Annotated in this window: 13 protein-coding genes; 10 read left to right on the top strand and 3 right to left on the bottom strand. The window is 41.4% G+C overall.

The genetic code is table 11. The annotated features are described in order from the left end of the window. Nucleotides 1-693: 693 nt before the first annotated feature. The 4 genes from HCZ11_RS08565 to HCZ11_RS08550 all read left to right on the top strand — a co-directional run bounded on the left by HCZ11_RS08565 (nucleotide 694) and on the right by HCZ11_RS08550 (nucleotide 5,394). Nucleotides 694-1,698 (top strand): Fe(3+) ABC transporter substrate-binding protein, encoded by a 1,005-nt coding sequence (locus HCZ11_RS08565; protein ID WP_130049695.1) that lies wholly within the window; start codon nucleotides 694-696, stop codon nucleotides 1,696-1,698. Between the two features lie 69 nt (nucleotides 1,699-1,767). Continuing rightward, a complete protein-coding gene (locus tag HCZ11_RS08560; protein ID WP_167658211.1) occupies nucleotides 1,768-3,402 on the top strand; it encodes an iron ABC transporter permease in 1,635 nt (544 codons plus the stop codon). After that, on the top strand, nucleotides 3,399-4,442 hold the full coding sequence (locus HCZ11_RS08555) for an ABC transporter ATP-binding protein (protein ID WP_130049693.1): 1,044 nt from the start codon (nucleotides 3,399-3,401) through the stop codon (nucleotides 4,440-4,442). The genes HCZ11_RS08560 and HCZ11_RS08555 overlap by 4 nt, the downstream gene beginning before the upstream one ends. A 52-nt stretch (nucleotides 4,443-4,494) precedes the next feature. After that, entirely contained in the window at nucleotides 4,495-5,394 is a 900-nt protein-coding gene (locus HCZ11_RS08550; RefSeq protein ID WP_130049692.1) for a Dyp-type peroxidase, read from the top strand. Here HCZ11_RS08550 and argR read toward each other — a convergent pair. Next, complete coding sequence (argR, locus tag HCZ11_RS08545; protein WP_054551012.1) at nucleotides 5,391-5,858, bottom strand: transcriptional regulator ArgR; 468 nt, start codon at nucleotides 5,856-5,858, stop codon at nucleotides 5,391-5,393. The two genes, HCZ11_RS08550 and argR, sit on opposite strands and share 4 nt — an antisense overlap. Nucleotides 5,859-6,083: 225 nt before the next feature. On the opposite strand from argR, the gene mdh reads away from it, so the two are divergent. Then, nucleotides 6,084-7,019: a malate dehydrogenase gene (gene mdh / locus HCZ11_RS08540; protein ID WP_130049690.1), complete on the top strand. Its 936-nt coding sequence runs from the start codon at nucleotides 6,084-6,086 to the stop codon at nucleotides 7,017-7,019. 106 nt (nucleotides 7,020-7,125) lie between these two features. Here mdh and ispB read toward each other — a convergent pair whose 3' ends face one another. Further along, nucleotides 7,126-8,097 carry an octaprenyl diphosphate synthase gene (ispB, locus tag HCZ11_RS08535; protein ID WP_167658210.1) on the bottom strand — a complete coding sequence of 324 codons (972 nt, stop codon included), beginning with the start codon at nucleotides 8,095-8,097 and terminating at the stop codon, nucleotides 7,126-7,128. 410 nt (nucleotides 8,098-8,507) lie between these two features. Between ispB and rplU the strand changes: the two genes are divergently transcribed. The 5 genes from rplU (at nucleotide 8,508) to HCZ11_RS08510 (ending at nucleotide 11,426) form a co-directional block, all read left to right on the top strand. Further along, nucleotides 8,508-8,819: a 50S ribosomal protein L21 gene (gene rplU, locus HCZ11_RS08530; RefSeq protein ID WP_036965957.1), complete on the top strand. Its 312-nt coding sequence runs from the start codon at nucleotides 8,508-8,510 to the stop codon at nucleotides 8,817-8,819. A 16-nt stretch (nucleotides 8,820-8,835) separates the two neighbouring features. Beyond that, on the top strand, nucleotides 8,836-9,093 hold the full coding sequence (gene rpmA / locus HCZ11_RS08525; RefSeq protein ID WP_054551015.1) for a 50S ribosomal protein L27: 258 nt from the start codon (nucleotides 8,836-8,838) through the stop codon (nucleotides 9,091-9,093). 162 nt (nucleotides 9,094-9,255) lie between these two features. Continuing rightward, complete coding sequence (gene cgtA, locus HCZ11_RS08520; protein ID WP_130049689.1) at nucleotides 9,256-10,410, top strand: Obg family GTPase CgtA; 1,155 nt, start codon at nucleotides 9,256-9,258, stop codon at nucleotides 10,408-10,410. Between the two features lie 67 nt (nucleotides 10,411-10,477). Continuing rightward, nucleotides 10,478-10,969 carry a type 3 dihydrofolate reductase gene (gene folA / locus HCZ11_RS08515; RefSeq protein WP_167658209.1) on the top strand — a complete coding sequence of 164 codons (492 nt, stop codon included), beginning with the start codon at nucleotides 10,478-10,480 and terminating at the stop codon, nucleotides 10,967-10,969. 79 nt (nucleotides 10,970-11,048) lie between these two features. After that, nucleotides 11,049-11,426 carry a DUF3718 domain-containing protein gene (locus HCZ11_RS08510; protein ID WP_062566166.1) on the top strand — a complete coding sequence of 126 codons (378 nt, stop codon included), beginning with the start codon at nucleotides 11,049-11,051 and terminating at the stop codon, nucleotides 11,424-11,426. Between the two features lie 152 nt (nucleotides 11,427-11,578). Here HCZ11_RS08510 and HCZ11_RS08505 read toward each other — a convergent pair whose 3' ends face one another. Then, nucleotides 11,579-13,594 (bottom strand): methyl-accepting chemotaxis protein, encoded by a 2,016-nt coding sequence (locus HCZ11_RS08505; RefSeq protein ID WP_130049687.1) that lies wholly within the window; start codon nucleotides 13,592-13,594, stop codon nucleotides 11,579-11,581. Nucleotides 13,595-13,683 lie beyond the last annotated feature (89 nt).

The raw sequence follows: 13,683 nt of genomic DNA, 5'->3' as shown, positions 1-13,683 counted from the left end.
CAACTCCCTAAACTTTGCCACTCCATGCGATTACACTTTACTTATTGGTTCTGTGTAATATAAGGCAATCCCGCCTTGTTTCCTTGTAAGTCCATTACATCCTTGCTGGTAATTACTTTACCCTTCCCTTACGTGTCATCCAGACACTATCCTTTTATTTGCAAATCCGTTGCGATGCCCTAACGGCCTGTCCTTTGTTCCACTTTTTTAACTTCCTGTATAACAACATCCTGCTGTTATTCCATTCCACATCATCCTGATGCTGTCCGTAGGTTGTCACTCCTTTGCGTTACTCTTCCTGAGCCTGTCCTTAATTCCTTATTCTCCAAATGAACCTTATTCCGCGGTTTTATGAGTAATGCTTCCTTATCCATCTACTCATTAAGCTTCTTGCTTAGTTGATGTAAACAATTATAGAGAAATGGTCAAAGCTGAGTAGGTCAAAATCCTACTTAATCTATTGGTTATTTTATTGTCATTTAATATATATTATTAAATTTCAATTGGTTATGTGTTTTTTGGCAGTGTTTTCTGGTGCTTTTTACTCAATTGCTGCCATATAGGTGAGACATCTCTTACATGTAAATTCCTAAATGGCAGCTAGGTTGATTGAAATATGAGTTTAAACGGGTGCACTTTGCGCTAACTCTAGGTAAAATATTTTGATAATTGTTATTATTTAGGTGCTATAAAATGAAGAAAACAGCCTTAGTATTAGTTAGCGCATTATTGAGCGTGCCGGCATTTGCTGCAGACGTAGTAAATATTTACTCGTTTCGCCAGCCATTCTTAATTCAGCCTATTTTGGATGATTTCACTAAGCAAACTGGCATTAAAACTAATGTGGTATTTGCGAAAAAAGGTCTGATTGAGCGTGTAAAGCGTGAAGGCAAGCACAGTAAAGCTGATTTAGTATTAACCTCAAATTTTAGTGCACTTATTCAATTAGAAGATTTAGGTTTAACACAATCAATTAATAGTGATGTGGTAAATGCGAATGTGCCAAGCACCTTTCGCGATGCGGATGGTCAGTGGATAGCGCTTACTAAACGTGTACGTAATGTATACTCTGCAAAAGAGCGTATTGGTGCTCTTTCTGAGTTAACATATGAAGATTTAGCCGATCCAAAGTACAAAGGCAAAATTTGCACGCGCTCAGGCAAACACCCATACAATTTAGGTTTAGTTGCTTCGATGGTTGCTCACCATGGCGAAGTAAAAACTAAGCAATGGCTAGAAGGTGTTAAAGCTAATTTAGCGCGTAAGCCGCAAGGTAATGACAGAGCACAAGTAAAAGCTGTAAAAGAAGGCTTATGTGATCTGGCGTTAGGCAACAGCTACTATTTCGGTAAAATGCTGCAAGATGAGCAGCAAAAATCTTGGGCAGAAGCTGTTTATATTAACTTCCCTAACCAAACTAACCGTGGTTCTCATATTAACGTATCGGGCGTTGTTATGACCCGTTACGCTAAAAACCCTGAAAATGCCTTGAAACTGATTGAGTATATGACCGACAATAAGGCGCAAAATATGTATGCTTCAGTTAATATGGAATACCCAGTAAAGCAAGGGGTTGCATTATCTGAGATGGTTGCATCATGGGGGGAATTTAAAGAAGACAGTCTTCCTCTTGATGAGATCAGCAAATATCGCCCTGTGGCACTGAAGCTAATTGACGAAGTAAAATTTGATTTATAACGAGAACACACCTCGTTTTATAAAAGCTGTTTTTTAACAGCTTTTATTTTATCTGGTATTAATCCACTTATGCATGTGAAGTTTTCGCTGTCGCGTTGGCAGCTTATAGCCTGGCTTATTGGCCTGTTGCTTGTTACGCCATTAGGCTTTTTGTTATTTGAATCTCTGCAAGGGGATTCAGACGTATTTCAGCACCTATTTGACACGGTGCTTTGGGATTATACCCGTAATACGCTATTACTCATTGTCGGAGTGGGACTATTAAGCTGCGTTATTGCTTTACCGTTAGCTTGGTTAACTGCCTATTGTGATTTTCCGGGACGTAAGCAGTTTGAGTGGGCTTTAATGCTGCCATTAGCAATGCCAACGTACCTCATAGCTTATGTGTATACTGACTTACTTGATTATGCTGGGCCAATTCAAATAGCGCTAAGAGAGTGGTTTGGTTGGCAATCACCAGATGATTATTGGTTTTTTGATATTCGTACGTTAACCGGGGCCATTATTATGATTGCTCTGGTACTCTATCCATACTTATTCCTTATTTTTAAAACAGCGCTTAGAGAGCAGTCTTTTAAATTAGTACAAGCTAGTCAGTTGATGGGGTTATCGCCATTTAAAAGTTTCTTAAGAGTTAGTTTGCCCCTTGGTCGAGGGGCTATTGTGGCAGGAATAACATTAATCAGCATGGAAGCAATGGCTGACTTTGCCACCGTTAATTATTTTGCGGTGAGTACATTAACGACTGCTGTTTACGATACTTGGCTTGGCTATTACTCATTGACGGCTGCAGCGAAAATCTCTGGCATTATGCTACTCATTTTGTTTTTAACCATCATGGTGGAGCGCTTTAGCCGACGTAATCAAGCTGTATATGAACGTCAGTCAAGTATCAACAGTGCAACATTATATCGCTTAAAAGGCTGGGCTGCATGGGCTGCAAGCTTAGCTTGCATGTTAGTTCTGTTACTTGCTTTTATACTGCCTGTAGGGGTGTTAATTAAGTACGCCATTGCGTATTCCGATGAAGCATGGAATGGGGCATTTTTTAATTACGCTTGGCAGAGTTTTAAAGTCGCTGTTGTGGTGAGTATTGCAACCATCCTATTGAGCTTGTTGGTATTGTTTTATCAGCGAATTGCTAAACAAGCTTACTCTTTACTTCCTGGACGTTTAGCTAGTACAGGTTATGCCTTGCCAGGTACAGTGTTGGCCATTGCCGTATTACTCCCATTAACTCAGCTAGATGATGCATTAAATAACTGGCTTGAGCCTTTTGGTTTATCGCCTGGGTTACTTTTGAGTGGCACTTTATTTGCCATGATCTTTGCTTATGTTGTGCGTTTTTATGCGATTGCGCATGGTGCGCTTGAAAGTAGCTTTCTGCGTATTAGTCCATCGCTAGATATGGCTAGTCAATCAATGGGCAAAGGACCATTACAAACCTTATGGCGGGTACATTTACCGTTGTTAAAACGAGGGATTCTTACTGCTGGTTTGTTAGTATTTATTGAGTGCATGAAAGAGTTGCCAGCAGCTTTATTACTTAGGCCTTTTAATTTTGAAACGCTTGCGACCCATGTTTTTCAGTATGTTAGTGATGAGCAGTTAGAGCTTGCGTCTATTTCAGCTTTGTTTATCGTGTTAGTTGGGTTAATACCTTTGTATTTCGTTAATCGTTCGATGGAGCAAAATCACTCATGAGTCATTTGATAATTCAAGACCTAGCTTATCAGTATAATGGCACTAAGGTATTGAGTGAACTCAATCTTAATGTTGAGCAAGATGAAATTGTTTGTTTGCTTGGCGCAAGTGGCTGTGGCAAAACCACCACCTTAAAGGCAATCGCGGGGATTTTACAGCCCGAGCAAGGCTATATGAGCATAGATTCAAATGTGGTCAATGATAGCGGACTATTTGTTGCACCTGAAAAACGTAATATCGGCATGATGTTTCAAGACTATGCGTTATTCCCTCATCTAACGGTTAGTGACAACATTGCGTTTGGCCTCAGTAATATGAGCAAAGCACAAAAGCGTGAGCGCGTGGACGAAATGCTCAGCCTTGTTAAATTAGATGGTTGTGCTGGACGTTACCCTCATCAACTTTCAGGTGGTCAGCAGCAACGAGTCGCGATTGCTCGTGCTCTTGCTTATAAGCCAAGCTTATTATTACTTGATGAGCCATTTTCGAATATTGACACACAAGTACGCTTTGAGCTTATTGCAGATATACGTCGCATTATTAAAGATCAGCAGGTATCTGCGGTATTTGTTACCCACTCGAAGGAAGAAGCTTTCGCCTTTGCCGACACACTTGCGGTTATGCATGGTGGAAAAATCGCCCAACAGGGCTCCGCGGAGCAGTTATTTAGCCAACCTAACTCAAAGGTGGTTGCAGAGTTTCTTGGTACGGGCATATACTTAACGGCGAAAGTATTAACGCCAACTGAATACGAAACGGCGTTTGGTGTGGTTCACTCATTGACGGCGAACAATGTAGATTGTCAGCAAGGTCAAGTGTACATAAGACCGCACTATATTCAGTTGTGTGAAGCTGCTCACAGTGACGCAAACAGTTTAACAATCTTGCAAAGACGCTTTATCGGTACGCGTTATGTGTATCGTATCAATATTGCAGGGCAAGAGTGTGAAGTTGCCGCAGAGCAAGATCGCGTGTTAGCTGTTGAGCAGCCTGTAAAAATAAAAATAATGCCGCACACAGTCAATTTTTTTCATGATTAATCAATCTTGAATCCTTGGCTAGGTGCAAATAACGAGAAGCTAAGGATTCACTATGGCGCAAGCGCAATCTGGGATTTGTGCTGAAGCAAACTTACATGGTTTGCACCTGTTTTTTAATGTTTACGATGGCCATGATGAGTCATTACGTAAAAAACTAAAACGCGTCAGCGTTATTCAAGATGAGTTTGCAGATCAGTTCTCTGAAGCCATGCTGTCGTGCGTGGTTGCCCTTGGTGCTCAGTATTGGCCGCATATCCTGCCCGAATTTATTCCAAGTCAATTACAAAGCTTTCCTAATGTGACTCATAGTGAGCATGTGATCAGTGCACAGCCTTTTGACTTGTTTGTACAAATTCGCTCAGACCGCGAAGATGTAAACCATCTATTTGCTCTGCAAATTCTAAAGTTATTAACACCGGATGTAGAGCTGGTGGAGCAGGTACGTAATTTTCGGTTTTTAGATGGGCGTGATTTTAATGGCTTTATTTATGCTGGTGATACCCCTCATGGTCGTCAAAAGCGTAGCACGGCTCTTATCAACAAACCGGGGCACTTTGAAGACCAAGGCAGCTATATTCATGTGCAGCGTTTTGTGCATGACTTGAGTGTCTGGCAGCATTTGTCGTTGTTCGAGCAAGAACAAATCATGGGGCGTACGCGTCTTGATAATACCTTGATTGTGCCTGCTGTAGAAACTAGTCATGCGGTTCGCAGTGAACTAAAAGATGAGCACGGTCAGCCACTATTACTTAATCAAAGCATGCCATTTGGAGATGTGCATAAACAGGGGATTTTGATGGTTTCGTGTGCGGCGCAAGGGGATGCGTTTGAGCAGGTATTAAAGAGCCGGTTAGGGCAGGGCGATTGCTATGATCATTGGCTCGATTTTACTCAAGCCGATATGGGATCTGCGTTTTTCGCCCCGTCAGTAAACTTTTTAAAGCAGCTTTAAACTGTATCGAATAAAGTGCGCACGCGATCAAGCGTGACATCGATTTCTGAAATCTTCGCAGGGGCGATAAAAATAGTGTCGTCGCCTGCAATAGTGCCTAGTACACCATCCGCCTTACCTAGAGAATCAAGTAATCGAGCAATTAATTGAGCTGCGCCTGGGCTAGTACGAATAATGATCATCATTTCGTTATGCATAATATCGATAACAAGCTGACGCAGCGGGCTTTTCGCTGTTGGTACACCCATTTCAGCCGGTAAACAATAAACCATTTCTTGCTTTGCATTACGGGTACGTACAGCACCGAACTTGCTTAACATGCGAGAGACTTTACTTTGGCTAATATTATCAAAGCCTTGCTCTTTCAATGCTTCGACAATCTCACCTTGTGAGCCGAAGTTTTCTTCTTTTAATAGCGCTTTAAACGCTTTGATTAGTGCTTCTTGTTTGTCTTGTGGTTGCATGTTGCCGTTTCTTTATTCATAAAATGTGGAGTAATTCTACACAACTCTGCATATTTATGCAGTATTAGTTTACAAAGTCGTCCAAAATGCTGTGTCTTTACAGCTAAGTTTACAACTATGGTCGAAATTATACGCGAAATAAGCAGGATAAATTTGTTTTTAGTCGCTAATTTCATTATCTTTAGGGCCACAAATATTTCCTACCTCAAATTACGGAGAATTCCAATGAAAGTTGCTGTTTTAGGCGCAGCTGGCGGTATCGGCCAAGCATTGTCTTTATTATTAAAAACAAGTTTACCTGCAGGTTCTGAATTATCGTTATATGATGTTGCCCCTGTTGTTCCTGGTGTAGCGGTTGATCTTTCTCACATCCCAACAGACGTTAAAGTTGAAGGCTTTGGTGCTGACAACTTAGACGCAGCATTAGCTGGTTGTGATATCGTTCTTATCCCAGCGGGTATGCCACGTAAGCCTGGCATGGACCGTGCGGACCTTTTCAACGTAAACGCAGGTATCATCAAAACATTAGCTGAAGGCATCGTTAAAAACTGTCCTAAAGCGTTAGTAGGTATTATCACTAACCCAGTAAACGGCACTGTGCCAATCGTTGCTGAAGTATTCAAAAAAGCGGGTACTTACGATGCTAACCGTGTATTCGGTATCACAACGCTTGACGTGATCCGTTCAGAAGCTTTTGTAGCTGAACTTAAAGGTTTAAGCGCAACTGAAGTTAAAGTTCCAGTGATCGGTGGTCACTCAGGTACTACAATCCTTCCTCTTCTTTCTCAAGTTGAAGGTGTTACTTTCACTGATGAAGAAGTTGCAGCATTAACACCACGTATCCAAAACGCAGGTACTGAAGTTGTTAACGCTAAAGCCGGTGGCGGTTCAGCAACTCTTTCAATGGGGGCAGCAGCAGCGCGCTTCTGTATGTCTTTAGTGAAAGGCCTACAAGGTGAAGAAGTTGTTGATTATGCATACGTTGCAGTTGAAAACGGTGACGCAGCATACTTCGCACACCCAGTACGTCTAGGTAAAAACGGCGTTGAAGAAATCCTTTCTTACGGTGAGTTAAGTGCATTCGAAGAGCAAGCTAAAAACGACATGCTAGCTACACTTAACAAAGACATCCAAGAAGGTGTTGATTTCATCAACGGTTAATTCCGCCGGATGATAGGCGCTTTGCTTATTCGTTAACTTAGTAAAAGCGCTGAAAACAAAAAAGCCTGCAAATGCAGGCTTTTTTAATGGCTCGAATAAATAGAGTTTAATGATCGCGGGCAACGGCGATGCGGGCCAAACTCTCTAATGCTTGTTTGTAAGGTGTGTCTGGTAAGAAAGCAATACAAGCAATCGCTTTGTTAGCTTCTTGTTCTGCTTTTTGCATCGCAAACTCAAGCGCTTTAGTGTCAGCTAGTGCTGCTAGAATGCTCTCTAAGTGATCCATACCATTACCAAGCTCAATAGCTTCTCGTACCAGCTTAACTTGCTCGGGAGTGCCTTTTTGCATTGCGTAGATAAGCGGTAGGGTAGGTTTACCTTCAGCTAAATCATCGCCAATGTTTTTACCAAGTTGCTCGGCATCGGCGTTGTAATCAAGGACATCATCTACTAGTTGGAATGCAGTCCCAAGATGCATTCCGTATAAGTTTAATGCTTCAAGGGTTTGTTCATCTTGCTCAGTAATAATTGCGGCAAGGCCTGTTGCAGCTTCGAACAATTTGGCTGTTTTGCTGTAAATAACCTGCATGTAGCTTTGTTCTGTGGTGTCAGGGTCGTTACAGTTCATTAGCTGTAATACTTCACCTTCAGCGATGACATTCGTTGCATCAGCCAAAATTTGCATAATTGGCATTTTTCCAAGGCCAACCATTAGCTGAAACGAACGTGTATAGATAAAATCACCCACCAATACGCTTGCTGCATTACCGAACTCAGCATTTGCTGTAGGTGTGCCGCGGCGCAAATGTGACTCGTCGACAACGTCGTCATGCAATAAAGTAGCGGTATGAATAAATTCGATGATAGTGGCAAGCGTAATGTGGTCTTTACCCTCATAACCGAGTGCTTTTGCCGCTAAAATGGCCAACATAGGACGAACGCGTTTACCGCCGCTGTTTACTATGTATAAACCGAGTTGGTTAACCAAAGCGACATCTGAACGCATTTGGGCATGTATAAGTTGATTGACGTCATCCATTTCATTTTCGATTAACGTCTGGATAGCTTTTATATCCATTGATCTCCGAGCCAATATTTATGGGTATACGGGGCTGATTGTACAACAAAAAAAGCACTTGCTCGATATTTTGTGATGATTCATTAAAAAAACACTGTAAAGTTTTTTATTTGAGATCAATTTTGCCGAGATAAATTTATAACCTTGATTAATAAGTGATCAGCTTTTTGAATTTTTAAAATGCGTATTATTAGCGTAATTTAATTGTCATGAGATCGTAAAAACCGCTTGGCATGTGGTGTTTTTAAGATAGAATAGAGAAAAATATTGAATTGCTCTCAATGCAGCTATTTTTTATTCATTTTATCGAAAAAGAGGCTTGCTAGTTTTTGCACATTAGCGTAAACTTCGCGCCCTATTGAAGAATATTTTAGTTGCGTCGATTTGAGGGCGCACAGACGGAGTTAATTATGTACGCGGTTTTCCAAAGTGGTGGTAAACAGCACCGTGTGACTGAAGGTCAAACAATTCGTCTTGAGAAATTAGACGTTGAAACTGGTGCAGCAGTTGAATTTGATTCAGTACTTTTAGTTGCTGATGGTGAGAAAATCGAGATCGGTGTACCGTTCGTAAACGGTGGTAAAGTAACAGCTGAGGTTGTTTCACACGGTCGCGGTGAGAAAGTTAAGATTGTTAAATTTAGACGTCGTAAGCATTCTCGTAAGCAAATGGGCCATCGTCAATGGTTCACTGAAGTTAAAATCACTGGCATTAGCGCTTAATTAGAGGTACTGAGAAATGGCACATAAAAAAGCAGCTGGTAGTACTCGTAACGGTCGCGATTCAGAAAGCAAACGCCTAGGTGTTAAGCGTTTTGGTGGCGAATCAGTTCTAGCGGGTAGCATCATTGTTCGTCAACGTGGTACTCGTTTCCACGCTGGCGCAAACGTAGGTATCGGTAAAGACCACACTATCTTCGCAAAAGCAGATGGTAAAGTTCAATTCGAACAGAAAGGTCCTTTAAACCGTAAATACGTAAATATCGTAGCTGAGTAATCATCTCGATATTTGAAAAACCCCGCCTTTGCGGGGTTTTTTGTTTTAAGGCACATAATAGTGCGTATAAATATATACCTAAGCACCTTGGCATTGGGTGCTGAATAGGGCACTTAGGTATATAATAGAGTTATTAACAAGCCAATCTTAAAGTGAGTAATCATGAAGTTTGTAGATGAAGTAGAAATTCGTTGTGACGCGGGTGATGGCGGCAGCGGTGTCGTATCTTTCCGACGTGAAAAATATGTACCAGATGGCGGTCCTGATGGCGGCGACGGCGGCGATGGCGGCAGCGTTTATCTACAAGCCGATGAAAACTTAAATACGTTAATTGATTACCAATTTGAGCGTTTTCATAAAGCAGAGCGCGGCACAAATGGTCAAAGCCGTAACATGACTGGTAAAAAAGGCGCTGATTTAACGCTTAAAGTACCTGTGGGTACACGTATCATTGATGTTGATACTGAAGAGTCATTAGGTGATTTGACCAAGCATGGTCAAAAGGTTGTTGTTGCAAAAGGTGGTTTCCATGGCTTGGGGAATGCACGTTTTAAATCAAGTACAAACCGTGCGCCTCGTCAAAAAACACTAGGCACACCTGGTGAAGTTCGCAGCTTACGCCTAGAGCTAATGCTACTTGCGGATGTTGGCTTACTTGGTTTACCAAATGCCGGCAAATCAACGTTTATCCGCAGTGTTTCTGCAGCTAAACCAAAAGTGGCTGATTACCCGTTTACGACGCTTATTCCTAATCTTGGTGTAGTACGCCCAGACGCTAATAAGTCATTTGTAATTGCTGATATCCCTGGTCTAATCGAAGGGGCTTCAGATGGTGCTGGCCTGGGTATTCGCTTCTTAAAGCACTTAGAGCGTTGTCGTGTATTACTGCATATCATTGATGTTATGCCTGTTGATGGCACAAATCCGGTTGATAATGCCTTTGCGATTATTAATGAGCTGCACCAATACAGCCCTAAACTTGCTGAAAAGCCGCGCTGGTTAGTGTTTAACAAAATTGACCTATTACCAGAAGGTGAAGCTGAAGCCCTGTGTAATGAAATTGCCGAAGAGCTAGGTGAAGAGGCTAACGTTTACCGTATCTCTGCCGCGAATAAACAAAATACTCAAGCACTTTGTCATGACATTATGGCGCTACTTGATAGTATGCCGAAAGAGAAATTCGCTGAAGAAGAGAAAGAAGAAGTTGAATTTAAGTGGGATACTTATCATCAGAAAGCGACCTCTCAAGACGATGATGATTGGGATGACGACTGGGATGATGATGACTACGATGTAGAAGTTATCTACCAACGATAAAATTTAAAACTGAAAAGGAGCCATGCGCTCCTTTTTTATTAATAAGAAAAAAGTATTAAGGTTTAGTGTGAAAATTTCAATGATTGCTGCTATGGCAAATAACCGAGTAATTGGTCAAGACAACCAAATGCCATGGCATTTACCTGCCGATCTGCAACACTTTAAAAAAGTAACCATGGCAAAGCCTGTGATCATGGGCCGTAAAACGTTTGAATCAATAGGCCGCCCTTTGCCAGGCCGTCAAAATATTATTATCACGCGTAATGCTGATTATACCGCAGAGGGTATTGAGGTGGTTACTTCACCTGAGGCTGCGCTGGAATTGGTTGCTGATGTTGAAGAAGTTATGATTATAGGCGGTGGAAATATATACGAACAATTTCTATCTCAAGCAGATCGTCTATACTTAACATTCATCGACCTTGAAGTGGCCGGTGATACGCAGTTTCCAGATTACGAAAGTGTTGCTAATTGGACAGTTGTAGAGCAAGAACAGCATCAGCCTGATAACAAAAACTCTTACTCGTATACCTTTGTAACGCTGTATAAAAATTCGTAACATTATTGCGGTAAAAATAATTAGTTGGTACAATATTACACAATCTTGGTAAGAAAAAAGTATTACATAAGGGCAAAATATGATGAAGTTACCAAACATGTTACTTGCAGCGGCTGTTGTTTCAGCGTCAGTTGCGTATACAGCACCAGCAAAAGCTGATGATCAATTAGCGGTTTCTATCTGTGAGTACATCGCAGCTGATGATAAAAACCGTTTACGTAGTAAGCTGAAAAGCTCACGTGTGAAAATTCGTAACATCTTTGATGCTGTAAAATGTAATGGCAACAATATGCTTCGTCATGCAATTGAAAGCGGCGCTGCGGATGCTGGTGAATACATCGTTAAGAACTTATCTAAAAGCTCTTTAGAAGACGGTGCAGACATCGCATGGGCTGAATCAAACGGTCACGGTGGTTCACCACTGATCGCTGTTATTAAAGACCGCGCTGGCCTTTAATTTAAACGCCAATAGAATTTAAGAAACCGCACTCGTTGCGGTTTTTTTGTGCCTGAATAACACCTTATAAAGTGAATACATATAAAAAAGCCGTGTTTGCTTTCACAAACACGGCTTCTATCTTTGTTAGATCGTAGCTCGTTTACAGCTTCTTAAACTTTAAACGCGTCTACCGATAAACGTAGTTCTTCGGCTAACTTAGCAACTTCTGAACTTGAAATATTGGTTTGGTTTGCGCCCTCAGCTGTTTGCTCTGCAATTGCCACAATTGACTCTAAGCGTTCGCTAATTTCTTGCGATACTTGTTGCTGTTCGTGAGCGGCTGTCGAGATCTCTTCACTTACATTATGAGCTTGTGCAACGGCTGCGGTGATTGAGTCAAGAGCTGTGTTGGCAAGGTCTGATTGCTCAACACACGACTCAGCCTGTTGCTTACCTTTCGACATTGCCGATACAGCAGCCTCTGCACCAACCTGAAGCGATTCAATCATAGCTTGGATCTCTTGCGTCGATTCTTGAGTCTTACTCGCTAGAGAGCGTACTTCGTCAGCTACAACAGCGAAGCCTCGACCTTGTTCGCCAGCACGTGCAGCTTCAATTGCAGCATTCAGTGCAAGTAGGTTAGTTTGCTCTGCAATGCCACGAATAACATCTAAGATGCCACCAATTGATGCGCTATCTTTGTGTAGCTTATTGATAACTTGTGATGCATCATCAACTTCACGAGCAAGTTGTTCAATAGTCGCTTTGTTTTGCGAAGAAATACCTTTAACACGGTCAGCTTCTTTATCTGCGTTCTTGATTTCACTAAGTGCCTGTTGAGCACTGCTGCTTACCGCTTGTGATGTGCTGCTCATTTCCGTGGTTGCTGTGGCAGCTTGTTCAACTTGCGCTTGTTGATTACGAATAGCTTGGCTTGATTCTTCAGTGATTGCTGAAGTTTCTTCAGATGCCGCAGCAAGCTGTGTAGAGCGAGAGATAATACCTTGAATAAGCGTACGTAAACTTTCGATTAGCGTATTACAACTGCGTGATAGCTCACCGAACTCGTCTTTAGCAGAGTCGTCTAGGCGTTGAGTCATATCGCCGCTAGCAACAATATCAAGAATACGGTTTACTTCAGAAAGTGGTTTAGTAATACGGCTAACAGTAATTGCTGCAACAGCAATAGCAATTAAAGTGGCGATAACCATGGCAATCCAAGTCCAAATCGTTGCAGTAGATACGTTACCACTTACATCTTGTTGTAAGTCAAAGGCAAGAACCGTAGCTTGGTCAACAAGCTCTTTAAGTTGCTTTAGGGCCTCAGTGGTTGATTTTTCTGCATTGGCTAGCTCAGATTGAGTTTGTGCAATTGCATCAATTAAACGTTTTTTATTTGCTGATAAACTGTTGTTGCCGCGAACGTTGTCAGCAAGACTTTCAAAATAACCATTTAGGTCATTATATAAATCCGCATTATTATCAATGATAGCTGGACGGATAAGGCCAAGGCTTCGTTCAACTTCTTCTAGGTAATAAGTTTGTTCGTTTTTGATGATATCTAAGGTATTAAGCGTTTTAACCGTTAGCATGTCTGTGCTATTAGTTACTACTGATTGGAAGTTATTTTCCATGTTATTGGCAGCTTGATAAGCACGCGAGTGGTTTTCTTCAAGACCATCAATATCAATAATATCAAGTACAACAGAGTTAGCATCTTCAGCACTTATCTCGATGTTTTCAAGCTGGGTGCGCAGTGTTTTGTTGAGCTCAAGTTGAGTTTGTTTGTCTGCAAAAAGGTTATCAACAGATTTAGCAAAGCGTTTATAAGTTTGTTCAACTTCTTGGCTGCTTTGTTTCAGTTTCGGATCGTTACTAACTACCTGTTGTAAATCTTGGTAGGAGTTATCGTAACGCTTTTTCTGTTCGTTAAAGTTTTTTCTAAGTGCAGCTAATTCATCTTGTGATGTAGTGTAAAAGCTCGCTTGCGCTGACTTACTCATCAAAATGAATTCAACTTGCAACTCATAACTTTTGTCGAGAGCCGGTAATGACAGCTGATTAACTCGCTGTGTCGATTGATCAATGTTGGTAATTCTGATCAACGAGTTACCACCAATAAATAGCAGGAGTAACGTAATAACAATAAAGCCACCCCAAATTCGCTGTCTAACGGTCAAGTTCATATGTAATTCCAGAAAATAGTACTAATCAACACTTATCGGCAAGGTTGCCAATTAGTTAAGTAATTAAATTTAATTAGCTTTAAATTAAA

The sequence above is a fragment of the Pseudoalteromonas sp. HF66 genome, assembly GCF_011806445.1.
GTDB classification, from domain to species: Bacteria; Pseudomonadota; Gammaproteobacteria; order Enterobacterales; family Alteromonadaceae; genus Pseudoalteromonas; species Pseudoalteromonas apostichopi.
The sequence above is the reverse complement of the archived record's forward strand: the minus strand, read 5'-3'. Positions and strand labels throughout refer to the sequence as shown.

Excerpts from the sequence above, each read along its gene's own strand:
- HCZ11_RS08565 (WP_130049695.1), top strand. The coding sequence starts at position 694 with ATGAAGAAAACAGCCTTAGTATTAGTTAGCGCATTATTGAGCGTGCCG.
- HCZ11_RS08560 (WP_167658211.1), top strand. The coding sequence starts at position 1,768 with ATGCATGTGAAGTTTTCGCTGTCGCGTTGGCAGCTTATAGCCTGGCTT.
- HCZ11_RS08555 (WP_130049693.1), top strand. The coding sequence starts at position 3,399 with ATGAGTCATTTGATAATTCAAGACCTAGCTTATCAGTATAATGGCACT.
- HCZ11_RS08550 (WP_130049692.1), top strand. The coding sequence starts at position 4,495 with ATGGCGCAAGCGCAATCTGGGATTTGTGCTGAAGCAAACTTACATGGT.
- argR (WP_054551012.1), bottom strand. The coding sequence starts at position 5,858 with ATGCAACCACAAGACAAACAAGAAGCACTAATCAAAGCGTTTAAAGCG.
- mdh (WP_130049690.1), top strand. The coding sequence starts at position 6,084 with ATGAAAGTTGCTGTTTTAGGCGCAGCTGGCGGTATCGGCCAAGCATTG.
- ispB (WP_167658210.1), bottom strand. The coding sequence starts at position 8,097 with ATGGATATAAAAGCTATCCAGACGTTAATCGAAAATGAAATGGATGAC.
- rplU (WP_036965957.1), top strand. The coding sequence starts at position 8,508 with ATGTACGCGGTTTTCCAAAGTGGTGGTAAACAGCACCGTGTGACTGAA.
- rpmA (WP_054551015.1), top strand. The coding sequence starts at position 8,836 with ATGGCACATAAAAAAGCAGCTGGTAGTACTCGTAACGGTCGCGATTCA.
- cgtA (WP_130049689.1), top strand. The coding sequence starts at position 9,256 with ATGAAGTTTGTAGATGAAGTAGAAATTCGTTGTGACGCGGGTGATGGC.
- HCZ11_RS08510 (WP_062566166.1), top strand. The coding sequence starts at position 11,049 with ATGATGAAGTTACCAAACATGTTACTTGCAGCGGCTGTTGTTTCAGCG.
- HCZ11_RS08505 (WP_130049687.1), bottom strand. The coding sequence starts at position 13,594 with ATGAACTTGACCGTTAGACAGCGAATTTGGGGTGGCTTTATTGTTATT.